We start from the raw sequence: 21,418 nt of genomic DNA on the forward strand, positions 1-21,418 counted from the left end.
AAGCGTATGAGATGGCTGGGGCCCCGCCTTGCGTCGGGGCCCGGCTTTCTATATTCCGGTGGATTTTTTTAGTTTCACATTCGGCTCGTTCTTGCAATTCATCCGGCTCATCCTGTCGGGAATTCCTCGATGCGCGCCCTGTCGAGGAAGGTTCTCCATGAGCCGTTCAGCTCGCACGAACGACCGTTTCCGTCCACAGGACCAGAGGCGCCCTGGCGCCAGTCCAGGCGATACCGGGCGCCGCTCCTCCGCACCACAGGGGGAGTTCGCGCTGCCGGTCACCGTCACCCCGGCCCTCCCCGCAGCCGCGACCTTCGGTGAACTAGACATGCCAGTCGAGTTGCTGAAGATGCTCACCAGCCTCGGCCTGAACGAGCCGTTCCCGATCCAGGCCGCCACGTTGCCGAACTCCCTCGCAGGGCGTGACGTCCTGGGCCGCGGGCGCACCGGATCGGGCAAGACGCTCGCTTTCGGTCTGGCGCTCCTCGTGCGGACGGCCGGGCAGCGTGCCGAGCCGCGGAAGCCACTGGCCCTGATCCTCGTCCCCACGCGCGAGCTGGCCCAGCAGGTCACCGATGCGCTCGCCCCGTACGCCCGGTTGCTGAAGCTGCGGCTGGCCACTGTGGTCGGCGGCATGTCGATCGGCAGGCAGGCCGGCGCACTGCGTGCCGGGGCCGAGGTGGTCGTTGCGACTCCTGGCCGCCTCGCGGATCTCATCGAGCGCAAGGGCTGCCGCCTGGACCGGGTGAACATCACCGTCCTGGACGAGGCCGACCAGATGGCGGACATGGGCTTCATGCCGCAGGTCACCGAATTGCTGGAACAGGTACGTCCCGACGGCCAGCGCATGCTGTTCTCGGCCACACTGGACCGCAACATCGACCTTCTTGTCCGTCGTCACCTCCATGACCCGGTGGTCCATTCGGTCGACCCGTCGGCGGGTGCGGTCACCACGATGGAGCATCACGTGCTGCAGGTGCACGGCGCCGACAAGTACGCCACCGCCACCGAGATCGCTGCCCGCGACGGGCGCGTGATCATGTTCCTGGACACCAAGCATGCTGTCGACCAGTTCACCAAGCACCTGCTGAGCAGCGGCGTGAAAGCCGCGGCGCTGCACGGCGGCAAGCCGCAGCCCCAGCGCACCCGCACCCTGGCACAGTTCAAGACCGGCGACGTCACGGCGCTCGTGGCCACCAACGTCGCGGCTCGGGGCATCCACATCGACGACCTCGATCTCGTAGTCAACGTCGACCCGCCCGGCGACCACAAGGACTACCTGCACCGCGGCGGCCGTACAGCCCGCGCCGGCGCGTCCGGCAGTGTCGTCACGCTGGTCCTCCCCGGCCAGCGCCGGGACATGGCCCGTCTCATGTCCGACGCGGGCATCAGGCCGCAGATCACACAGGTCCGCTCCGGCGAGGCCGAGCTGAGCCGCATCACTGGCGCCCAGGCTCCCTCCGGTGTCCCCGTCGGCGGCAGCGGGCCGGTCGCGGAGCGCCCGAAGCGCGGCGGCGCCCCCTTCCGCGGTCTGGGCACCCGCCCGGGGCGGGCCGGCGGCGGTGGCGAGTCCCGCCGGTCTGCTGAGGCCCGCCGGATTGACGAGGCCCGCAAGGCCGCCCGGGTCCGTCGTGGCGCATAGCTGAGGGCTGTCCCGTGGTCCCTGGCGGGCGTGCGACGGCAGCTGCGGCACCTCGCCGCGTTGTCGGAACGCCCGAATACCTCCAGTATTCGGGCGCCCCTCCGCCTTGCGATGCACCGCATCCGACGCCGCACACTGATCCACCAGGGACTACGGGACAGCCGTTAGGCAACGGTGCCCTCGTACGCTGTGTGCGTGGCTCAAGCCGACTTGCGCCACACGGAGATGTGCTTCGCGGAGTCCTGGGTGAACGGCGCCCCGTCCCAGTCCGCGACGCGCCGTTCCAGCTCGAGCCCTGCGATCCGTGCCATGAGGTCGAGCTCCGCCGGCCACGCGTACCGGTGCCGGGAGATGTCGCGGCGGTAGCGGCCGTCGCCGCCGTCGTGGGTGAGGTGGTGCGAGACGAGGATCTGTTCGACCAGGTCGAAGGTGTCGAAGCCGAGATGCCGCTCGGAGACGTCGAACGGCACCGCGACTTGCCCCGGCGGCAGGAACCGCAGCGGAGGCACGCCCAGCTCGATGACGAATCGGCCGCCAGGCGCCAGGTGCCGCGCGGCGTTGCGGAAGCACTCGACCTGTTCGTCCTGCGTGAGCAGGTTCGTGATGGTGTTGTAGACGAGATAGACCAGGGTGAACTCGCCGGGGACGGTGGTCGTGGCCATGTCTCCGATGGTGACCGGGAGTGTGTCCTCGTCGGCCTTGCGCCGCAGGACCGCCGCCATGTGCTCGGAGAGTTCGATGCCCGCCACCGGCACGCCACGTTCCCGGAGGGGGACACCCACGCGTCCGGTTCCGATGGCGAATTCCAGTGCTCGGCCGTCTCCGGCGAGTTCGGCGAGGAAGGCGAGAGTCGGTCCGAGAACGGCGGCCGAGGACATCTCGCTCTCCTCGGAGTCGTAGCGGTCGGCGGTCGCACGGGTCCATAGCTCACTGCTCGTCACGGGCGGCCACTTTGCCGGGCACGGCGGGGCGCTGTCGACGTATTTACGTTCTGCCCTGTACCGGCTCCTTGGCGAGGAACGTGCCGCGGCCGAGAACTACCCAGGAACTACGTGCGATCTGCTCATCAACCAGGCTTCTCAAGTGGGGTGTGTGCCGGTCTGCCTGCTCCACAACCACACGATGTGGGATGTGGACCGCGCGGCTGGGAAATGGCTATGCAGTCACACCTTGGCCGACGGCTCCCACCACGGCGGCAGTCTCGTGTCCGCCTACCAGGTGCAGAGCCGGCTCTTCGACCTGGCCACGGGAACCTGCCGTAACCTCGACCATGTACGCCTGCGGAACGCATCGTTGCCCTGGAACAGGGTGTTGTGCGACGAGCGGGTACCAGCCGCACCTGATCCGCGAGGCACCGCTGTCCTTACGGAAATGCTGACGGCGGTGCACGCTCCGGACAAATCCGGGCGCGCCATACTCCCTTCGGCTCTTCCCTTTCGCACTCCCAGCCATGCATGGAGCGAAGACCCCGAATTTCAGCTGGTACGACCGCTCTTCGGCGACCATGGCGAGGAGTCGGTACCGGAAGGTCCTCCAAGGCTCAAGCCGCTGCCGATGCATGTCCGCACTTTGCTCACAATGGACCCTCATGAGCGGCCCCGTGCGCTGGACGTACCCACCCGAGGCGTCGTCCTGTACGACGTCACTGGCGTTGACGAACCGACGTTTCCAGATCGGGAAGAGGGGTGCGTGCGTCGCCGGCGACAGCCGTGAGCACGCCCACCTGGATCCTGGTCGTAGCCCTTCGCCCGCGAGACCCCAGCACCTTGGAAGCCTCCTCCACGCTCTCCGTTCCGTCCCAGGTGGCGCGGACGCGTGTGGGGCTGCACTGGGCACCCTGCGGCTCGTCGTTCTGTCCGTGCGTTCGGAGGGGGTTACTCAGCGGGCAGCCGGTGTGCGGTTGCGCCGGCGTGATCGTCGTGGTGATGGACATCTCTGTCGTCAACGTCGCGCCACGCGGGCCGGAGCCATCGGCGTGTTCGGCTCGACGACCGGCCTGTCGCTGGTACTGGGTCCCATCATCGGGGGCGCCCTGGTCGACGGCCTCGGCTGGCACTCCGTCTTCTGGGTCAACGTGCCGATCGTGGCCGCCGCGATCGTGTGCACCGCGCTGTTCGTGCCCGAGTCCCGCGCCTCGCGGGTGCGCCGGTTCGACCCGGTGGGCCAGACTGTGGTGATCCTCGTATTGGGTGGTGTCGTCTTCGCGATCACCGAGTCCAAGGGCTTGGGCCGGACCTCGCCGGTCATCCTGGGCCTGCTCGCCGTGTCCGTCCTCGGAGTGCTGGGCATCCTCGGCTACGAATCACGCCGCGTCGACCCGCTGCTGGAGCTGCGCCTGTTTCGCAGCGTGCCGTTCAGCTCGGCGATCCTGATGGCGCTCTTCGCTCTGTGCGGGTTCAGCGCATTCCTCTTCATGACCACCCAGTACCTGCAGAACGTGCGCGGCATGTCAGCGCTCACGGCCGGACTGTGCCTGCTCCCGGTCGGGGCGCTGGTCGTTGTGCTTTCCCCGTTCACCGGCCGGCTGGTAGCCGCGCGCGGTCCCAGGATGCCGCTGGTGGTCGCCGGGAGCGCGCTGGCGCTGGGCGGCGGCATGTCGCTCCGGCTCGCACCGGCCACCCCACTGCCTGCCGTGCTCGCGATCTACCTGCTGTTCGGCATCTTCCTGAGCACGGTCAACCCGCCTATCACCAACACAGCGGTCTCCGGAATGCCCTGCTCGATGGCCGGGGTGGCTACCTCGTTGGCCTCCGCAGGACGGCAGACCGGCACCACCCTGGGAGTCGCCATCTCCGGAACGATCGTGGGATCGGCCTTGACCCGCGGCGGAACAGCGTTCATCAGCGCGGAGCACGGCGTGTGGTGGATGGTGCTCGGGCTGGGCCTCGGCATTGCGGTCTTGGGGCTGCTCAGCACCGGGCGCTGGGCCTTGGGCACCGCCGCGCTCACGGCGGCATTGTTCGAGGAGGTGGACCGTGGCACGGACCGAACGGCCCCTGTCGGCCGCCGGTAATCGGCAGAGCGGCACGCCGTATACCAAGACCACCGCGTACCGAGACCGCCGCGGCCGACGCTGTTGACCTCAGCGGGTTCCGACCCAACGGGCGATCGGGACTGCTGACATTCCGTCAAGTACCGCGTGAAAACCGTCGAACAAAGGCTCAGCGGGCCATCCGGGTTCGGTCAACTCCCCTGGGAATGAGCGGTCCTTGGGCAGGTCGGGGTGCGGACTCTCGCGGGTTCCGTCGAGGTGCTCGCTCGCGAAGTCCTCCAGGTGGCTGGCCATATATACCCCTAGGGGGTATGTTGCGAGGCGTCGATACCCCCCTGCGGTATAGGAGTGCTCCCAATGACCGCATCAGCCGCACCAAACGCACCAACCGATTCGCGGAGATGGTCCGCGCTCGCCTTGATCGCCCTGGCTCAGTTCATCGTCATCATGGACACGTCGATCATTGGCGTGGCCCTACCCGAGATGCAGGCCGACCTGGGCTTCTCCCAGGAGAACCTGTCGTGGGTTTTCAACGCCTACGTCGTCGCCTTCGGGGGGCTGCTGCTGCTCGGCGGACGGCTCTCGGACCTGCTCGGTGCCAGACGCCTCTTCAGCGCCGGATGGGTCGTCCTCGCCGCAGGTTCCCTGACCGCGGGCCTCGCGGGTGAGGGCTGGGTCGAACTGGCCGGGCGGGCCCTGCAGGGCGTGGGCGCCGCGCTGATCGCCCCGTCCGCCCTCACCCTGCTGATGACGCTGTTCGGCTCGCGGCCCCAGGAGCTGGGGAAGGCCTTCGCCCTGTACGGCGCGGCCGCCCCGGCCGGCGGTACCGCCGGAGTCTTCCTCGGCGGGGTCATCACCCAATTCGCCAGCTGGCCCTGGGTGTTCTACATCAACATCCCCGTGGCCCTGATCGTCCTGGCCGCCACGCCCGTTGTCATGCCTTCGGGCGCGGGACGACGCGGGTCGATCGACCTCGCCGGCGCGGTCACCGTCACGGGGGGCCTCGCCGCTGCCGTCTACGCCATCGTCCGGGCACCCAAGGCCGGTTGGGGTTCCGCCGAGACCTGGCTGGTCCTCCTGGCAGGTGTGGCGCTGATCGCAGCGTTCGCCGCGATCCAGTCCAAGCGGCGCGAACCGCTGATGCGGCTGGGAATCTGGCGGGCACCCAACCTGGCCGGTGCCAACATCGCCCAGCTGCTCATGGCCGCCGCGTGGATACCCATGTGGTTCTTCCTCAACCTCTACCTGCAGCAGGTCCTGGGACTGGACGCCTTCGCCTCCGGCTCCGCGCTGCTGCCCATGACGGTCGCCATCATGATCATGATGATCGTCCTGGCACCGCGTCTGATCTCGCGGTTCGGGCCCAAGCCCCTCATCGTCCTCGGGCTGTTCGCGCTCGGCGCCGGCATGTTCTGGCTCTCGCTCGCCCGCCCGGACGGAAACTTCTGGGTCGACGTCCTGCCCGCCTCCCTGCTCTCGGCGGTGGGCATGTCGCTGGCGTTCATCCCGTCGCTCGGCACCGCGCTGTCCAGCGCTCGCCCGGAGGAGGGCGGCCTCGCCTCGGGGATCGTCAACACCAGCTACCAGGTCGGCTCCGCCCTCGGCCTCGCCGCGATGACCGCACTCGCCGCCGCGCACGGCGCCCGCGAACCCGCGGACCCGGTGGCCCTCACCCACGGCTTCTCCGCCGCCTTCCTCGGTGCCGCGGCCCTCGCGGTGGTCGGCGCCCTCGCCGCCCTGCTGACCCTGCGCACCGCACCCGCCGCCGAGAGCGCGGGCAGCGGCGACCAGCCGGAAAAGGCCACAGCCTGAAAAGGGGCCAATGTTCTCCGGCGACTGCGGCCGGGCGGCGCCCGCTGCCGGGGGCGGGTGTCCGCCCCGGTCTTGGTGCCTCACAGGACATGTCGTAACGACCGTCCAAGGCGTCCAGCCCGTCCATGAGCGGTGCTTGATGTCCAGTTCGGGGTGCCTTTGTCCGGGGGGTGCGCATGCTTGGTGAGGAGTGTGTGAGAACTACGTGAAAGTGCGTGAGGCAGGAAGCCCCGCCATGTCCTGGCGGGGCTTCGTCGTGTGCGGCACGGGAGCAGCCCCGGGCTCCCTGTTCGTCACCCGCTTTGCTCTGCCGTACTGCCCTGCGGCTAGTTTGTGTGCAGGACAGGTACGCAGGCCCGTGGCGGCAGAGGTGCACGGGGGACGGGAGGTCGGGAAGAGTGTCGCTGCGCGGAGGTGATCCAGCCGAGATCGGCGGTTATCCGCTTGAGGCGCGGCTCGGTTCGGGTGGCATGGGCACGGTCTTTCTGGCCCGTACGAGCTCGGGGCGACCTGTCGCGATCAAACTGATCCACCAGCAGTTCGCGGGGGACGACGAGTTCCGCATCCGTTTCCGGCAGGAGGTGGCTGCGGCGAGGCGGGTGAGCGGCGCGTTCACCGCCGCCGTGGTCGACGCTGCCCCTGAGGCCGAGCAGCCGTGGATGGCGACGACCTACATCGAGGGGCACACGCTCGCCCAGCGCATCGCGACGGAAGGCCCGCTGAACGGAGCGGAGCTGAGGAGGCTCGCCATCGGGCTGGCGGAGGCGCTGCGCGACATCCACCGGGTGGGGGTCGTCCACCGTGACCTGAAGCCCTCGAACGTCGTGCTCTCGCCCGAGGGCCCGCGCGTCATCGACTTCGGCATTTCGCGCGCCGTGGACCAGCAGACGCTGACGATGACAGGGCGGGTCATCGGTACGCCGCCCTTCATGTCGCCGGAGCAGTTGCAGGCGCCGCGTGGTGTGGGGCCGCGGTCCGATGTCTTCTCGCTGGGGACGCTGCTCGTGTACGCAGCGACGGGCCACGGGCCCTTCGACGCGGACAGCCCATACATGACGGCTTATCAGGTGGTGCACGAGGAGCCGTCGCTGGGTGCCGTGCCGGTGGCCTTGCGCGCGGTCGTCGAGTCGTGCCTGGCCAAGGAGCCCGAGGGACGCCCCTCGGCGGACGAACTCCTCGTGCTGCTGCGGGACCTGCCGGCCGACCTCGGCGGGACCGACGCGAACGGGGTTGGCGCGGGCCGCACCCGCGACATGCTCACCCAGCATCACTTCGCGATGACGGACACCCCGGCGCCGACTGCCCCGACCACCGCCCCGGCCGGTCCCGATACAGGGAGCACTGGCACCCCCATCGGCCGCCGTCTGCGTCGCCGATGGCGTCCCGTGCTCGCGGCCGCGGTTGCGGTGGCAGCGATCGGCGGGGGAGTCGCCGCGCTGAAGGCGGGCGGCTTCGGGGGGAACAGCGGCGGCAACAAGGGCAACAGCGTCGCGGCGCCGGGTGCCGCACTTCCGGACGGCTTCGTGCCGTGGCACACGACGGTGCAGGGCGGTCGTGAGGACATCCCCGACGAGCTGCGTTGCGTCGCGCGCGGCGACGCGCTGTTCTGCGGGGGCGGCGGCGTTGTCGCGACCCGTATCAGGGCCTCGGACGGCTCGCGGGTGTGGACGGCGAAGAGTCCGGGCGTCCCCGTCCAGGGCATGCACCTGGTGGGCGCCACCGACGACACGGTGCTCGGTTACCGCTTCGCCGCCCAGGACGCCCCGCAGGACCCTCCCAGTGAGGTGGTGGCCATCGACGCGAACAATGGCCGGGAGCTGTGGTCCGTGCCGTCCGGCGCCCAGTCGAGGGCCGTCACGGGGCGGACCCAGGACGCCATTGTGATCGGCTCCGCCGTTGTGACGGTCGACGCCTCCAACTCCCGCTTCGAGGCCCGGGACGCGCACAGCGGTACGGTTGCCTGGAAGACGCCGTTCCCCGCGGGCACACAGTGCGCACCTGTCCCGGTGGGCCCGCAGTTCTTCGCGATGTGCGCGACGGATGCGGAGGTGGATGCCTCAGAGGTGCGCCACCCCACCCTGTACACGGTCGACCGCGCCTCGGGGACACTGGGCAGGCCCATCGCGGTCAACGGCCCCGCCGTGCCGATGGGCGTCGCCAACGGCAGGCTCGTACTCTTTCAGGCGCACATGGAGGGAACGGCGCCGGCCGGCTACGACGGGGTGGCGCGGGTCCACCCGGCCTCGCGGAAGGTCACGTATTCCCGGCTGGCCAAGACATACTCGGGGACGCCCGGCATGGCGGACGGCACCCTCTACGTGAGCACGCAGATCGGTCTCGTCACGGCGCTCGACCCCGCGACCGGCCGGGAGAAGTGGTCCCGGCAGACGGGCGTGGAGGGAGCGTCGGGCCCCGCGGCGGGAGCCGACGCGCTGTATTTCAGCTCGGCCACCGGCCGGGTGGTCGCGCTGTCGCCGTACGATGGCAAACCCCTGTGGACAACAGATCCGCAGGCCGATGGTTTGACGGGCGAGCAGGGCGCAAGCCCGCGTGTGACCGTCGCGGGGCGCGCAGTGATCGTCGCCGCGGCCAAGAACACTCTCTTCGCCTTCGACGCGCAGAAGCCGCCGAAGTCGGGCTGACCACGGCGGAACCGGCCGCCGGCCGCCTTCCTTGCCGTGCGGACACTTCAGCGGCTCACTCGGTCGCCTACGCAGCGCGGTCGCGTCTTGTGCGAGTGCGCCGCGCCCGTAAGGTTTCTGGTGCCAGTGACCTGAGTCGGTGATTCGGTGGCAGTGGGCGGCGACCTTGTCGAGGATGTCGTCGGTTGTCTTCGTCCATACGAAGGGTCGTGGGTGGTCGTTCCAGTCGGCGAGCCAGGACCGGATATCGCGTTCGAGTGCCTGGACAGAGCGGTGGACGCCGCGCTTGAGCTTCTTCTGTGCGAGCTCGGCGAACCACCGCTCCACCAGGTTCAGCCAGGACGAGATGGTGGGTGTGAAGTGCGCGCTTGGCGCGATCCTCATCGTCCGCTCACACCGGCCATTCCCGCTGCTCGTGGGCGCCGGCGCCCTCGATGTCGCAGCCGCCGTCCGGGCCGGCGCCCCGTGGTGGCGGGCCCCGTGCCTCGTCGTTCACGGCACGGCGGACACCTCGACCGACCCCCGCGCCAGCCGTCGCCTGGCCGGTCTGGACGAGTTCGGACCGTTCAATCTGCTGCTCCACCCAGGCCGTTAGCGGGCCGAGCGCGAAGGCAAGCACAAAGACCCCGAGCGCTAACCACGCCGCAGGCGGCGGGCGACCTACAACCATTGCACACCAGCTCGTCTTCGAACCTCCGTCTGTGCCGCACAGCAACCTCCGTCTGTGCCGCACAGCGCGGACAGCGGCTTCGGACGGCGTCAATCCGGCTGACAATCTTCGGGGACCTGCGGGCGCCTTGGTGAGACGGCATCGCTGCCGATCACGTGGATGGAGAAAGCTGTTCGCGCACCCATTCAGGATCCGGGTTGACATGGGACCGGCCCGCCACGACGACAGTCGGCACGGTCTCATTGCCGTCGTTGGCCGCCCTCACCACTGCCGCTCCATCCGGGTCGCGCCAGATGTCGACCCAATGCAACTGGCGGGCGCTATGGCCCAACCGGATACGCAGTCGCAGGCAGTACTTGCAGCCCGACCGCCAGAAGACGACCGGCCGGCCGTCGACCGCGCTGCGGCGTTGTGCCTCCAGCGCGCCGATCGACCTCGGAAAGATCAGAGGCGAGTTCACGCCTGCGAGCAGCACGAACACCAGCAGGATTGCTGCGGCTTCCCCAGGGTTTCCCCGGAGGATCAGCCCGGTCGCAACGACTGAGCCGCAGAGCACAAGCAGTATCGGCAAAATCCACGCGCGCATCATGATGACGCAGGCTATCGATGAGTCGAGATACTCCTCGAACCAGGGCGCTCAGCTGGGCGTTCGCAGGGCGCTGGAGCGGCCTTCGTCTGATCATGTGCTCCGGCCGGGGAAGCACGTGACCATGGCGAAGGCCGCGGGGGTGAGTCTGCTGCCGCTGCCCGACGCGCCATCAGCAGCCCACGTCCGCAGCCCGGTTGTGGACGCCTCGCCCATTGCCGTACTGCTCCGGCAGGCGCGCCCACTGCGATCCGGTCCGGAACTTCCAGGCGATCGCGTCGATCACCTCACGGTGGTCCCGTCACCGGCCACCCCGCTTCGGGGTCCGATCCGGCGACATGCTGCCTCTGGCTCAATGGCGGGTTGCGGCGCCCGCAGCCGCTCAGCATGTGCTTGCAGACGTCCGAATGCCTTGGTGAGGGTGGAAAGGGGTCCCGATGGCCGGAGTACGCGTGGTGATCGTAGGCGGTGGCATCGGCGGTCTGGCCGCGGCGGTGGCGCTGCGGGCCAAGGGTGTCCAGGCAGACGTGTACGAACAGGCACACCGGCTCAGCGAGGTCGGAGCGGGATTCATGCTCGCGCCCAACAGTCTGCGGGTGCTGGAGCGGCTCGGTCTCCACGACAAGGTCACCCGGGCCGGGGCGCCCTTCACCGGATTCGCGGTCTGCGATGCGGACGGCACTGAGGTGTCCTCGTTGTCGCTCGGTGGAGGCGACGGGTACACCATGTTCGGTATGCACCGCGCGGACATGGTGGACTTGCTGGTCTCCAGTCTTCCGGGCGACGCATTGCACATCAATCACCGGTGTGTGGCGTTCACGCAGGACGACGACCGCGCCGTGGTGACGTTCGAGAACGGGGAGAGCGCCGAGGGCGATGTCGTGGTCGGTGCCGACGGCATCCACTCGGTGCTGCAGCGGTATGTCGTGGAGCCCCGCGACCCGGTGTTCTCCGGCCTTACGGCATACCGTGGCGTGATGCCCGCGGAGCGGGTGCCCGACTGGCCCGACGGTGCTGTGCGGTTCTGGAACGACGGCACCAAGAACCTGCTGGTCTACCCCGTGCGCAGGGGTGAGCTGCTGAACTTCGTGGCATTTACCGTGGCCGATGAGCAGATGCGTGAGTCCTGGTCGGCGCCGGGCGACCCACAGCAGCTGGCCGCCGATTTCGGCGACGGCTGGGATTCGCTGGCACGCAAGGTCATCTCGCAGGTCGACACGACCTTCCGATGGGGTATCTACGACCGGGAAACACTGCGGCAATGGTGGCAAGGGCGGCTGGCGCTGCTGGGCGACGCGGCCCATCCGATGCTGCCATATATGGGGCAGGGCGCCAACCAGGCCATTGAGGACGGGATGGGGCTGGCCACGCTGCTGGAGGGGGTGAGTACCGCCGACGTGCCCCATGTCCTGGTCCGCTACCAGACGCTGCGGCGCGATCGTGCGGCCCGGTTCCAGCAGGGCTCCCGGTTCAACGTTGAACTCATGGCTGCGGGCAAAGCCCCGATCCTCGGCATGCCCTGGATGTACGACTACGACGTCGAGGCCGAGGCCCGCACCCTGCGCTGAGGACGGAGCAGGCGACACGGAGCCGAATGTGCAGCCCCAGGAGTCACCCCCTGTGCGCCTGAAGGTGGCAACCCTTCATCGACGGAAAGGGCTCGTGGTCCAGCCCTGACCCCATGGTGGAACCGGCCCCTTCATGCCCGAGCGACGGCGGGGCCCAGCCCTGCCCCCGCTGCCCGGGTCCGGCTGCTTTCGACGCGGTCCCGGCCGTTGCGGCGCCGCAGAACTCGGCCTCCAGCACTCCGCCCATACCAGCGGAACTCCAGTCCCCGTTGAGGTTGAAGGCGAAGGCATGGCTGCCGTCATCCGTCGTCGCCGCGTAGGAGAGCGAGCCGGCCCAGCCGCCGCCGTGACCCCATACCGTGGTGCCGCAGCTCGTCGTCAGCTGTTCGATCCCGAGACCGTAGCCGGAGTCGAAAACGGTGGTCTTCATCTCCTTCAGCTGCTTCGGGGCGAGCAGTCTGCCCCGCATGAGGGCGCTGAAGAAACGATTGAGATCGCCCGCGTCGGAGATCACGTCGCCCTCGGCCCATGTCTGGGACGCGTTCTGGACGGTCACGTCATGGACCCTGGCTCCCTCGGTGTCGTCATCGAGTGCCGAGTACGCCCTGCTGCCCGGCTTCGGCATGCGCGAGCTGTCACCCGGCATGAGAGTGGCGTGCAGCTTGAGCGGCTTGATGATCCGCGTGCGGATCTCGTGCTCATAGGTATGGCCCGTGACCTTCTCCATGATCAATCCGGCGAGCACATAGTTGGTGTTGGAGTACGCGTACCGGGTGCCGGGTTCGAAGGCCGGGGCGTGCGCCATGGCAGCGTCCACCGCCACCTTCGGGGGCCTGATGTCGTAGCGGTGCTTGAGGAAGCCGGTGCCGAGATACCTCCTTGCGTATCCCGGGTCGTCGGTGAAGTCGAAGATGCCACTCGTGTGGTTGAGCAGCTGCCGGACGGTGATCTTCCGGCCGTCGTGGCCGTGGCCGCGCACCATTCCGGGAAGCCAGGATTCCACCGTCCCGTCGAGATCGAGCCGTCTCTCGGCTTCCAGCTGGAGCATGACGGTCGCGACGAAGGTCTTGGTGATGCTGGCGATCCGGAACCGGTCGTCGGCCCCGCGCGGTGCGCCGGTTCTGAGGTTGCCCACGCCCGCCGCCCCCTTCCAGATGCCGTCCTCGGACCGCGCCTGGGCAGTGACCCCGGGGATGCCCGTCCGCACGACGGCGTCCAGCGCCTGCTGGGTTTCCTCATGGCCGGTGCGGTCGGCGGGCTGAGCGGGGCTGCCGACCGATGACGCCCGCGCAGGCGCCGTGAACGCGGTCGTGCCCATCGCCAGCACCACCGCGAACCCCACCACGTACCGGCGCGACCTGGACCGACGTGCAGTCATGTGTGCTCCTCGTCATCCCCGGCACCGCCCCCGCACGGACCACGGCGGTCGCAGTGCTCAGTCCGTCATCTCACGCTCGCGATCCGCGCTCGGGGATATAGACCGCAAGCGGTGCGGCCATGGTTGACCTCAGGCTCCGGCACGCGCCGCCGACGGTCCGCCGACACCTGCGTAGGGCTATGTGTACAGGCCAACCTGCGCCTCGTCGCCCGCCGCCCGGATCCTGAGGACGGCCGACGCCAGTGTTCTTCGTCACCGACAGTGGCCACGCCTTCCCCGAAGACCGCCGGAGCGCCGGCGAGGGCCGGCTCACCCGCGCCCCGGAGGACCAGTGCACGGAGGCGGAACGCCACACCCTTCTCACGGCGATGGCCCTGCTGGACCGCATCGTGCGGTCATGACGGGCACCACGGCCTGCGTCCTGCGCCGACTGCCCCCCGGCGGGGCCAAACGCTCGGGCGGACAGTTTCGACCGACGCCTGCTGGCTCCGATGATGCTGGGACCGATACTCAACCCGGTCAACTCCTCCGTCATCTCCGTCTCCCTGGGACCGATCGGCGCCGCCTCCGGCGCACCGCCCTCCCGGACGGCCCGGCTCAGCTCCGCCCTCTACCTGGCCACCTCCATCGGCCAACCCGTCGTGGGACGACCGATCGACCTCTTCGGGCCCCGCCGCCTGTTCCTGGTCGGGACGGCACTGCCCGGCGTCGCCGGCGTCGTCGGCATGGCTCGCCCCCGACCTCGGCGCCGTCGTCGCCTCCCGGCGCCTACTTCGGACAGCGCGCCGACACCGGCGGCCTGCACCACCTCGCCTGGTTGCTGCTTGCTGTCAGCGCCCTGTCCCTGGCGGTGACCGTCGTCGACCGCTCCCTGCGCCGCATCGGAGCCCCGCCCGACGACGACATCACCACCGAGACCGAACCCCAGGATTCCCACCGCTGACCGAGACGGTCCGAGTCCCATTCGACAGGACTCGCCCCGCGACGCCCGTCAGGAAGTGGCCACGGGCGCGTAGAAACGCGGAGAGGCGGCTCCTCCCGGTCGGGCAGGAGGAGAGGCGGCTTTTCCTGGTCGGGAGAAGGAGAGGAGCGAGAAGCCGCTGGCGCCCTATGGGCTTGCAGATGAACAACCTGCGCGCGAGCATCGCGCTGACCTGGGACGTCAAGTCCCAGAGCAGGCAAGTTAATTCTCTGCAAGCCCTAACCGAGCCTGCGGTCGAGATTGAAAGCCGCGCTGATCAAGCCCAGGTGGGTGAAGGCCTGCGGGAAATTCCCGCGCTGCTCCCCGGTGTGGCCGATCTCCTCGGCGTACAGACCGAGGTGGTTGGCGTACGTGAGCATCTTCTCGAACGCGAGCCGGGCCTCGTCCAGGCGGCCCGCGCGGGTCAGCGCCTCGACGTACCAGAACGAGCAGATCGAGAACGTGCCCTCGTCGCCCCGCAGCCCGTCCGGGCTGGCCTGCGGGTCGTAGCGGTAGACCAGCGAGTCGGACACCAGGTCCTCGCCCAGCGCGTCCAGTGTGGCGAGCCACCTCGGGTCGGTGGGGGAGATGAACTTCGCCAGCGGCATCATCAGCAGGGACGCGTCCAGGACGTGGCCGTCCTCGTACTGGACGAAGGCGTGCCGCTCGTCGGACCAGCCATGGCTCATGATCCGGCGGTAGATCGCGTCCCGGGCCCGCCCCCACCGCACGACGTCGACGGGCAGGCCGCGGTGCCGGGCCAGTCGCATGGCACGTTCGATGGCCACCCAGCACATCAATCGCGAGTAGAGGAAGTTCTTGCGCCCGCCGCGGGACTCCCATATCCCCTGGTCGGGCTGGTCCCAATGGGTGCAGAGCCAGTCGACCAACTCGGTGATGCTGTCCCAGTGCGCGCTGGAGATGGGCTGTCCCCACTTGTCGTAGAGGTAGAGGGCATCGACGAGCGCCCCGTAGATGTCCAGCTGCAACTGGCCGACGGCGCCGTTGCCGACACGTACGGGGGCCGAGCCCCGGTAGCCTTCGAGGTGGGTCAGCTTGCGTTCGGGCAGCTCACGGCGCCCGTCGATGCCGTACATGATCTGCAGCGGGCCGGTGGCACTGTTCGCGCCGGCCGTTTCGAGGCGGACATGCTCGGTGAGGAAGCCCATGAATGCCTCGGCCTCATCCGTGAACCCGAGCCTGAGCAGCGCATACACACAGAACGCGGCGTCACGGATCCATACGTATCGGTAGTCCCAGTTGCGCTCACCGCCGATGCGTTCAGGCAGGCTGGTGGTCGGCGCGGCGATGATGGCTCCGGTCGGGGCATAGGTGAGCAGCTTGAGGGTGAGGGCGGAGCGGTGCACCATCTCCCGCCAGCGACCGCGGTACCGCGACTGGGACAGCCACCGCCGCCAGTACCCCACGGTGGCATTGAACTGCTGCTCCGCCTCGGACAACGGGCAGAACCGGGGCACCACGCTGCCGCCGACCCGATCGAGGGCGAAGACGGCGGACTGGCCCTCGTGCAGCTTGAACAACGACCACACGTCCGGGCCGGCGACCTCGATCGGCACACTCGAGGTCAGGGCGAGAGTGAGTGAGGGCGATTCGAAGATCGCCTGACCGTGCTGGGCGCGCACGGTGTGCGGCTGCGCCCCGTACTCGAAGCGGGGGGCGACACGGGCGCGGAACGGCAGCGATCCGCGCACGCACACCACGCGGCGGATCAGCCGGTGCCGGTCGGCCTCGCGCGAATCGTCGACGACCGGCATGAAGTCCTGGACCTCGCCCACTCCGTCCTCCGCGAAGAAGCGGGTGATGAGCACATTGGTGTCGGGGAAGTAGAACTGTTTGGTGCTCGTCGGGGCGTCCGCGGCGAGCTCGAAATATCCGCCCCGGTCGGCGTCGAGGATCGAAGCGAAGATGCTGGGCGCGTCGAAGCGCGCACAGCAGTACCAGTCGATGGTGCCGGTGCTGTCCACCAGCGCCGCGCTGCGCAGATCGCCGATCAGGCCGTGCTCGGCAACCGGCACGTAGCGGGGCGCACCGGCGCCCGGGGATCCGTCGAAGGCGCCGAACGCCCCGGGGTTCGTGTTGGCCTCCCTGGTCACATCCGGACCTCCCTGTGCCACTGCCCCGTCCTTCAGGCTTACCAGTCGTCGACGTACAGGACAACGGGAGCGGGCTTGACACCCTGCCCGGCCGTGCCGCTCGGCGAGGGGGACGTCATCCTGTACCCGCATCCGAGTGCGGGCCAGGACTTCGCCGAGTCGGTGGGGAAGTGGGGGCAGAACCGCGGTGTACAGGGGTTCGTGCCGGCATCCTTCGCCACTGCCGGGCGCGATCTCCGCGGCCGGGGCACGCGGGGAGAACGGTCCGGTCTGCGCAAGCGCGTGCGTGGTGCACCGATCGGCCGAGGGCCGTGTTCCCGCCCTTTCCCGCCCTGGCGTCAGCGAGGGTCTTCCCCGACGTCGGCGGGCACGTCGCCGAGCCTGTCGGCGACGTCGGCCCGCAGCCGCTCAGGATTCAGGGCCGCAGCGGTCGGTTCCCTTCGAAGACGGCTCGGGTGCTGGTGACGGCCGCGCATTTGCCGGCCGCCCAGCGCAGTGCCATCGCATGGTCCTCGGCGGAGAAGTCGGCCACCGCGTCGGCCACCACGAAGGCCTGGATGTCCTGCATCCAGGCGTCGCACGCGGTCATGAGGACGCCGATGTGGGCATAGACGCCGGTGATGACGATCTGGTCGCGGCCTTGTTCGCGCAGCAGCTTCAGGAGGTCGGTGCGGACGAAGCCGCTGTACTTCCACTTGGTGAGCACCGTGTCACCCTCGTCGGGTGCGACGGCATCCGCGATGGCGGCGGCGTACGGGTCGGCCGGCAGGCCCGGTCCCCAGAAGTCCTGCTGCAGACCGCGCTCGTCCGGGCTCTGGCCGCCGGGCTGCGCGGTATAGAGCACCGGTACGCCGATGCGCGCAGCTTCCTTCCTCAACTCCGCCACATGCGAGAGCAGTTCGGGAATCGGTGAGGACTGGAGGTCGTAGGCCGACAGGAAGTAGTTCTGCAGATCGTGGACGAGGAGTACCGCGCGTGACGGGTCCACGGTCCACTCGACCCGGTTGGCGGGCATCTCGTCGGCGGCCGGCATGGGGTACGGGGCGATGGCGGGCAGGGCCATGATGCTGGTATTCCGTTCAGGGTTGGGAAGCCGGGCCGGTGTGGCGGGCCCGGGGAGCTTCAGACGTTCGGGGAGACGGATGTGCTGCGGGCCGCGGCGGTCCGCAGGTCCTTCTTGGAGATCTTTCCCACGCCGGTCTGCGGGAACGTGTCCACGAACTCGACCCGGTCCGGCACCTTGTACGCGGCCAGGCCCCGTTCCCGTACGAACCGCTTGATGTCCACCGGCTTCAGCGGACCCGCTCCCGGGCGCAGGATCACGTACGCGCAGACGCGTTCGCCCAGATACGGGTCGGGCTCGGCCACCACGTTGGCGTCGTGCACGGACAGGTGGGCGAGGATGTGGTTCTCCACCTCCTCTGCGGCGATCTTCTCGCCACCCCGGTTGATCTGGTCCTTGGCGCGTCCCTCGACGACGATGTGCCCGCTCCGGGTGACCCGGACGACGTCGCCCGTACGGTAGAAACCGTCCTCGGTGAAGGAGCGGGCGTTGTGTTCCGGCGCCCTCCAGTAGCCGCGGATCGTGTAGGGCCCCCGCGTCAGCAAGTGACCCGTTTCGCCCGGCGCGACCTCGCGGTCCTCGTCGTCGACGACGAGGATCTCGTCGTCCGGCGAGATGGGCCGCCCCTGGGTGGTGACGATCACCTCGGCCGGGTCGTCCAGCCGGGTGTAGTTGACCAGCCCCTCGGCCATCCCGAAGACCTGCTGCAGGGTGCAGCCGAGCGTCGGCCCGACCCGCCGCGCCGCCTTCTCGCTGAACTTGGCGCCACCCACCAGCAGGACGTCCAGGCTGCTGAGGTCGTGCGCGGTGGCGGTGGCCGCTTCGCTCCACAACAGGGCCAGCGGCGGGACCAGCCCGGTGATGGTGACGCCCTCTTGCTCGATCAGCGGGAAGGCCACCTGGGGGGAGGGTTGCGGGCACAGCACCACGCGGCCGCCGGCGTGGAGCGCGCCGAGCGAACCGGGCGAGGAGAGCGGGAAGTTGTGTGCCGCGGGCAGCACACAGAGGTAGACGCTGTCCTCGTCGACCCCGCAGATCTCGTTGGAACCGCGCAGCGAGTAGATGTAGTCGTCGTGGGTGCGCGGGATCAGTTTCGGTACGCCGGTGCTGCCGCCGGAGAGCTGGAGGAAGGCCAGGTCGCCCGGGCCCGGGACGCCGTGGCCGACCGGCTCCTCCGCCACGTCGGACAGCGCCTCGAACTCGCCCGGGTCCCCGGCGGCGACGAACACGTGCCGCAGTGTGCCCGCGTCGGCGCGGGCCTTCGCCGCCAGTTCGCGGTAGTCGTAGCCGCCGTGTTCTGCCGCGATGACGTACGCGACCGCCTCGGTGAACTCGCAGAAGTACGAGATCTCCGTCTCGCGGTGGGCCGGCAGCGCGAAGACGGGCAGCGCGCCGATCCGGAACAGTGCGAAGACGACCTCGAAGAACTCCGCGATATTGGGCAGTTGCACCACCACGCGGTCGCCCTTGGTGATGTTCCGGGCGAGGAAGCCCGCAGCCAGCCGGTCGGCGCGCCGGTCCAGTTCCGCGTAGCTCCATCGGGTTCCCGCGACGGGATCGACCACGGCGATCCGGTCCGGGTGTGCCTGGGCACGTTCCCGGAGTACGGAGCCGAAGGTCTCTCCGCGCCACCAGCCTGCCGCCCGGTACCGTTCGGCGAAATCGGACGGCCAGGTGGGTGCGTCGTCGTCCAGGCTCACAGTTCGGCCCCCACTGCGCTGAGGAAGGTACGGAACTTGGCTGCCGTCTCGGCGGTCTCCGCCTCGGGCTCGGATGCTGCCACGATGCCGGCGCCCGCGTAGAGGCGCAGGGTGCGCTCCTCGGCCTCGGCGCAGCGGATCGTGACGATCCACTCGCCGTCGCCCCGGGCGTTGCCCCAGCCCACCACTCCGGTGAAGAAACCGCGGTCGAACGGCTCGGTCTCCGCGATGACCTGACGGGCTGTCGTGGTGGGGGTCCCGCACACGGCGGGGGTCGGATGCAGGGCGCAGGCGAGTGCCAGGGCCGAGGTGTCGGGGGAGGCGAGCGTGCCGGTCACCGTGGTGGACAGGTGCCACATGGTGGCGGTGCGGATCAGTGTCGGCCGCGCGGGGACGGTCAGCTCGGTGCAGTGCGGGGCCAGGGCCTGGTGGACGGCGTCCACGACGACGGCGTGCTCGTGCAGGTCCTTGGCGGACTCCAGCAGCGTGGCGGCACGGCGTACGTCCTCGGCGAGGTCGGTGCTGCGGGGGGTGGACCCGGCGAGCGGATTGGCGACCACCCGCTGCCCCTGCCGGGAGACCAGCAGTTCCGGACTGGCGCCGATGAGGGTGCGGCCGGCCCCGGTCGGCAGGGCGAAGGTATGGCCGAGGGGGTCGCGGCGGGCCAGGCGCTGGAGCATCGCGGGCAGGTCGAGAGGGGTGCGGGAGGTGAGTTCGAGGGTGCGGGCGAGCACCACCTTGCTGAACTCCCCGCGCCACATGCGCTTTACGGCCGCGGCTACGCCCGCTCCGTAGGCCTCGGGTTCGGGCACCGGGCGTATCCGCCAGTCCGCCGAGCCGGACACGCCGACGGGCAGGGCGATCAGTGGGTCGGAGGCGAGCGGCGGCGCGATGCGCAGTGCTGCCGGCACGCTCAGGGCGGCCGGTGCCGCGTGGTCGAACGGGATGGCGCCGATGACCACCGGCGATTCCTGTCCGGCTGCGCCGGCTTCGGCCAGGGTGGCGTTCACCCGCTCGTGCAAGGGCCTTTCGTCGTGCGGTACGTGGCGTCCCGCGCCGTGTGCCAGCAGGGTGCGGCCAGGGGTGGCGAGGAAGCGGGCGCCCGGTGTGTAGGCGTCCAGAAGCGAGGTGGCCGCTCCTACGGCCGGATGGGCCGGATCGGCCGGGGGTACGTGCGTGGCGACCTGGGGTGCCGTCGACACGGGGACTCCATTCTCGATGGTTCCGTCAGCGGGTGCGGGTGCGGGTGCGGGTGCGGGTGCGGGGGATCGGGGGGTACGGAGGAGTCGAGGACGGCTCAGCGCAGGGTCGCGCCGCCGTCGACGTACAGCTCCTGCAGGGTGATGTGGCGGGCGCGGTCGGAGGCGAGGAAGGCGACGGCGTCGGCGATGTCCTCGGGAGCGGCGATCCGGCCCAGCGGTATGCCGGTGCGGTAGGTCGCCGGGTCCCCGTCGACGACGCGCTGCTCGGCGCCGGAGTCGGTCCACAGGGCGCGTTGCATCGCCGTGTCGGTGGACCCGGGTGCGACGACGTTGCAACGTACGCCGCTGCGGGCGAGTTCGAGGCCCAGACATTTGGTGAACATGACGGCCGCCGCCTTCGACGCGGCGTAGGCGGCCATACCGGTGCGCGGAATCCCGGCGGCGTTGGAACCGACGGTGATGATGCAGCCGTTGCCCCGGTCGGCCATCAGCGGTGCGACGGTCTGCGAGACGTGGAAGACGCCGGTGGTGTTCACCGCGAAGGTGTCAGACCAGTCCTCGGCGGAGAGTTCGGCCGCGGGGCCGGTGCGCAGGATGCCCGCGACGTTCACGAGCACGTCGACGGGGCCGAGTTCGTGCTCGGCGCGTGCCACGGTGCGCTCCACCGAGGGCCGGTCGGTGACGTCCATGGCGTACGGCTCCAGACGACCTGCCGAGCGCTCGCTCCCCGGTTTCTTCGCCTGCCGCCGCTTCCATTCCGCGGCCCGGGTGCCGATGCCGTCCTGCGCGCGGTCGGTGGCGGCCACCCGGGCGCCGAGGGTGGCGAACAGGTCGGCGACGGCCGCCCCGATGCCTTGTGCGGCACCGGTCACCAGGACAGTGCGGCCGTCGAACTCACCACTTCTGCCCGGTATGTGCTCAGGCATGAGCAACCTCCTACGGGATGTTAGGTAAGGGTAACCTAACCTGCATCGGCCCCTTGGGGGTGATGGGCCGCCGGAATCGCTCGGCACGGCCTTGTCGTTGCCCCGGCCGGCCTCGCCCCCTGGGTGCCGGGTGTGGGGGCTGCGGTCCCGTCTTCTGAACGC

At 69.6% G+C, this 21,418-nt stretch carries 17 protein-coding genes and 2 pseudogenes; 9 read left to right on the plus strand and 10 right to left on the minus strand.

The window, feature by feature from the left end:
* Positions 1–157 precede the first annotated feature (157 nt).
* The gene (locus ACIOMQ_RS28500; protein ID WP_362206569.1) at positions 158–1,642 is read left to right on the plus strand and encodes a DEAD/DEAH box helicase; all 1,485 of its coding nucleotides are present in this window, start codon (positions 158–160) and stop codon (positions 1,640–1,642) included.
* A gap of 200 nt (positions 1,643–1,842) precedes the next feature.
* Here the strand turns inward: ACIOMQ_RS28500 and ACIOMQ_RS28505 are convergent, their stop codons facing one another.
* A complete protein-coding gene (locus tag ACIOMQ_RS28505; protein ID WP_401757553.1) occupies positions 1,843–2,583 on the minus strand; it encodes a class I SAM-dependent DNA methyltransferase in 741 nt (246 codons plus the stop codon).
* A 647-nt stretch (positions 2,584–3,230) separates the two neighbouring features.
* On the opposite strand from ACIOMQ_RS28505, the gene ACIOMQ_RS28510 reads away from it, so the two are divergent.
* From ACIOMQ_RS28510 to ACIOMQ_RS28520, 3 genes are all read left to right on the plus strand, one after another.
* Complete coding sequence (locus ACIOMQ_RS28510; RefSeq protein WP_402190951.1) at positions 3,231–4,655, plus strand: MFS transporter; 1,425 nt, start codon at positions 3,231–3,233, stop codon at positions 4,653–4,655.
* Between the two features lie 336 nt (positions 4,656–4,991).
* Positions 4,992–6,446: an MFS transporter gene (locus ACIOMQ_RS28515; protein WP_402190954.1), complete on the plus strand. Its 1,455-nt coding sequence runs from the start codon at positions 4,992–4,994 to the stop codon at positions 6,444–6,446.
* 398 nt (positions 6,447–6,844) lie between these two features.
* Positions 6,845–9,088, plus strand: a complete 2,244-nt coding sequence (locus tag ACIOMQ_RS28520) for a PQQ-binding-like beta-propeller repeat protein (RefSeq protein WP_401757558.1) — start codon at positions 6,845–6,847, stop codon at positions 9,086–9,088.
* 126 nt (positions 9,089–9,214) lie between these two features.
* Here the strand turns inward: ACIOMQ_RS28520 and ACIOMQ_RS28525 are convergent.
* Positions 9,215–9,451: pseudogene (locus tag ACIOMQ_RS28525) on the minus strand (IS630 family transposase); the annotation flags it as partial.
* Between ACIOMQ_RS28525 and ACIOMQ_RS28530 the strand changes: the two are divergent.
* Positions 9,375–9,683, plus strand: coding sequence for a hypothetical protein (locus tag ACIOMQ_RS28530; RefSeq protein WP_402190956.1), 309 nt, complete (start codon positions 9,375–9,377; stop codon positions 9,681–9,683). The pseudogene ACIOMQ_RS28525 and the gene ACIOMQ_RS28530 sit on opposite strands and share 77 nt — an antisense overlap.
* Positions 9,684–9,909: 226 nt before the next feature.
* On the opposite strand, the gene ACIOMQ_RS28535 is transcribed toward ACIOMQ_RS28530, so the two are convergent.
* Together ACIOMQ_RS28535 and ACIOMQ_RS28540 are read right to left on the minus strand one after the other, a co-directional pair.
* Positions 9,910–10,347 carry a glutaredoxin domain-containing protein gene (locus ACIOMQ_RS28535; protein WP_401266995.1) on the minus strand — a complete coding sequence of 146 codons (438 nt, stop codon included), beginning with the start codon at positions 10,345–10,347 and terminating at the stop codon, positions 9,910–9,912.
* Between the two features lie 169 nt (positions 10,348–10,516).
* Positions 10,517–10,630 carry a hypothetical protein gene (locus ACIOMQ_RS28540; protein WP_401266998.1) on the minus strand — a complete coding sequence of 38 codons (114 nt, stop codon included), beginning with the start codon at positions 10,628–10,630 and terminating at the stop codon, positions 10,517–10,519.
* 151 nt (positions 10,631–10,781) lie between these two features.
* Here ACIOMQ_RS28540 and ACIOMQ_RS28545 point away from each other — a divergent pair, with 151 nt between their 5' ends.
* Positions 10,782–11,912 carry an FAD-dependent monooxygenase gene (locus ACIOMQ_RS28545; RefSeq protein ID WP_362206577.1) on the plus strand — a complete coding sequence of 377 codons (1,131 nt, stop codon included), beginning with the start codon at positions 10,782–10,784 and terminating at the stop codon, positions 11,910–11,912.
* A gap of 43 nt (positions 11,913–11,955) precedes the next feature.
* Here ACIOMQ_RS28545 and ACIOMQ_RS28550 read toward each other — a convergent pair whose 3' ends face one another.
* Positions 11,956–13,290, minus strand: a complete 1,335-nt coding sequence (locus ACIOMQ_RS28550; RefSeq protein WP_402190958.1) for a serine hydrolase domain-containing protein — start codon at positions 13,288–13,290, stop codon at positions 11,956–11,958.
* Between the two features lie 242 nt (positions 13,291–13,532).
* Between ACIOMQ_RS28550 and ACIOMQ_RS28555 the strand changes: the two genes are divergently transcribed.
* From ACIOMQ_RS28555 to ACIOMQ_RS28565, 3 genes and pseudogenes are all read left to right on the plus strand, one after another.
* Positions 13,533–13,691 carry a hypothetical protein gene (locus ACIOMQ_RS28555; protein WP_401988335.1) on the plus strand — a complete coding sequence of 53 codons (159 nt, stop codon included), beginning with the start codon at positions 13,533–13,535 and terminating at the stop codon, positions 13,689–13,691.
* A pseudogene (locus tag ACIOMQ_RS28560) lies at positions 13,688–14,056 on the plus strand (MFS transporter); the annotation flags it as partial. The gene ACIOMQ_RS28555 and the pseudogene ACIOMQ_RS28560, both read left to right, overlap by 4 nt.
* Before the next feature lie 51 nt (positions 14,057–14,107).
* Positions 14,108–14,233, plus strand: coding sequence for a hypothetical protein (locus tag ACIOMQ_RS28565; RefSeq protein ID WP_362206580.1), 126 nt, complete (start codon positions 14,108–14,110; stop codon positions 14,231–14,233).
* Between the two features lie 257 nt (positions 14,234–14,490).
* Here the strand turns inward: ACIOMQ_RS28565 and ACIOMQ_RS28570 are convergent, their stop codons facing one another.
* From ACIOMQ_RS28570 to dhbA, 5 genes are all read right to left on the minus strand, one after another.
* Positions 14,491–16,287 carry a glycoside hydrolase family 15 protein gene (locus ACIOMQ_RS28570; protein ID WP_362206655.1) on the minus strand — a complete coding sequence of 599 codons (1,797 nt, stop codon included), beginning with the start codon at positions 16,285–16,287 and terminating at the stop codon, positions 14,491–14,493.
* Between the two features lie 493 nt (positions 16,288–16,780).
* The gene (locus ACIOMQ_RS28575; protein WP_402190961.1) at positions 16,781–17,428 is read right to left on the minus strand and encodes an isochorismatase family protein; all 648 of its coding nucleotides are present in this window, start codon (positions 17,426–17,428) and stop codon (positions 16,781–16,783) included.
* Between the two features lie 59 nt (positions 17,429–17,487).
* Positions 17,488–19,128: a (2,3-dihydroxybenzoyl)adenylate synthase gene (locus ACIOMQ_RS28580; protein WP_402190963.1), complete on the minus strand. Its 1,641-nt coding sequence runs from the start codon at positions 19,126–19,128 to the stop codon at positions 17,488–17,490.
* Positions 19,125–20,330, minus strand: a complete 1,206-nt coding sequence (gene dhbC / locus ACIOMQ_RS28585) for an isochorismate synthase DhbC (protein ID WP_362206583.1) — start codon at positions 20,328–20,330, stop codon at positions 19,125–19,127. Before dhbC ends, ACIOMQ_RS28580 begins: the two co-directional genes overlap by 4 nt.
* 95 nt (positions 20,331–20,425) lie before the next feature.
* Positions 20,426–21,256 (minus strand): 2,3-dihydro-2,3-dihydroxybenzoate dehydrogenase, encoded by an 831-nt coding sequence (gene dhbA / locus ACIOMQ_RS28590; protein WP_362206584.1) that lies wholly within the window; start codon positions 21,254–21,256, stop codon positions 20,426–20,428.
* Positions 21,257–21,418: the final 162 nt, after the last annotated feature.

It is taken from the genome of Streptomyces sp. NPDC087845 (assembly GCF_044742755.1).
In the GTDB taxonomy this organism is placed as follows: Bacteria; Actinomycetota; Actinomycetes; order Streptomycetales; family Streptomycetaceae; genus Streptomyces.

Bases quoted from the DNA above. Each gene is read 5' to 3' on its own strand.
- ACIOMQ_RS28550 (WP_402190958.1), bottom strand. From the start codon at position 13,290: ATGACTGCACGTCGGTCCAGGTCGCGCCGGTACGTGGTGGGGTTCGCG.
- ACIOMQ_RS28545 (WP_362206577.1), top strand. From the start codon at position 10,782: ATGGCCGGAGTACGCGTGGTGATCGTAGGCGGTGGCATCGGCGGTCTG.
- ACIOMQ_RS28575 (WP_402190961.1), bottom strand. From the start codon at position 17,428: ATGGCCCTGCCCGCCATCGCCCCGTACCCCATGCCGGCCGCCGACGAG.
- ACIOMQ_RS28500 (WP_362206569.1), top strand. From the start codon at position 158: ATGAGCCGTTCAGCTCGCACGAACGACCGTTTCCGTCCACAGGACCAG.
- ACIOMQ_RS28535 (WP_401266995.1), bottom strand. From the start codon at position 10,347: ATGATGCGCGCGTGGATTTTGCCGATACTGCTTGTGCTCTGCGGCTCA.
- ACIOMQ_RS28510 (WP_402190951.1), top strand. From the start codon at position 3,231: ATGAGCGGCCCCGTGCGCTGGACGTACCCACCCGAGGCGTCGTCCTGT.
- dhbA (WP_362206584.1), bottom strand. From the start codon at position 21,256: ATGCCTGAGCACATACCGGGCAGAAGTGGTGAGTTCGACGGCCGCACT.
- ACIOMQ_RS28515 (WP_402190954.1), top strand. From the start codon at position 4,992: ATGACCGCATCAGCCGCACCAAACGCACCAACCGATTCGCGGAGATGG.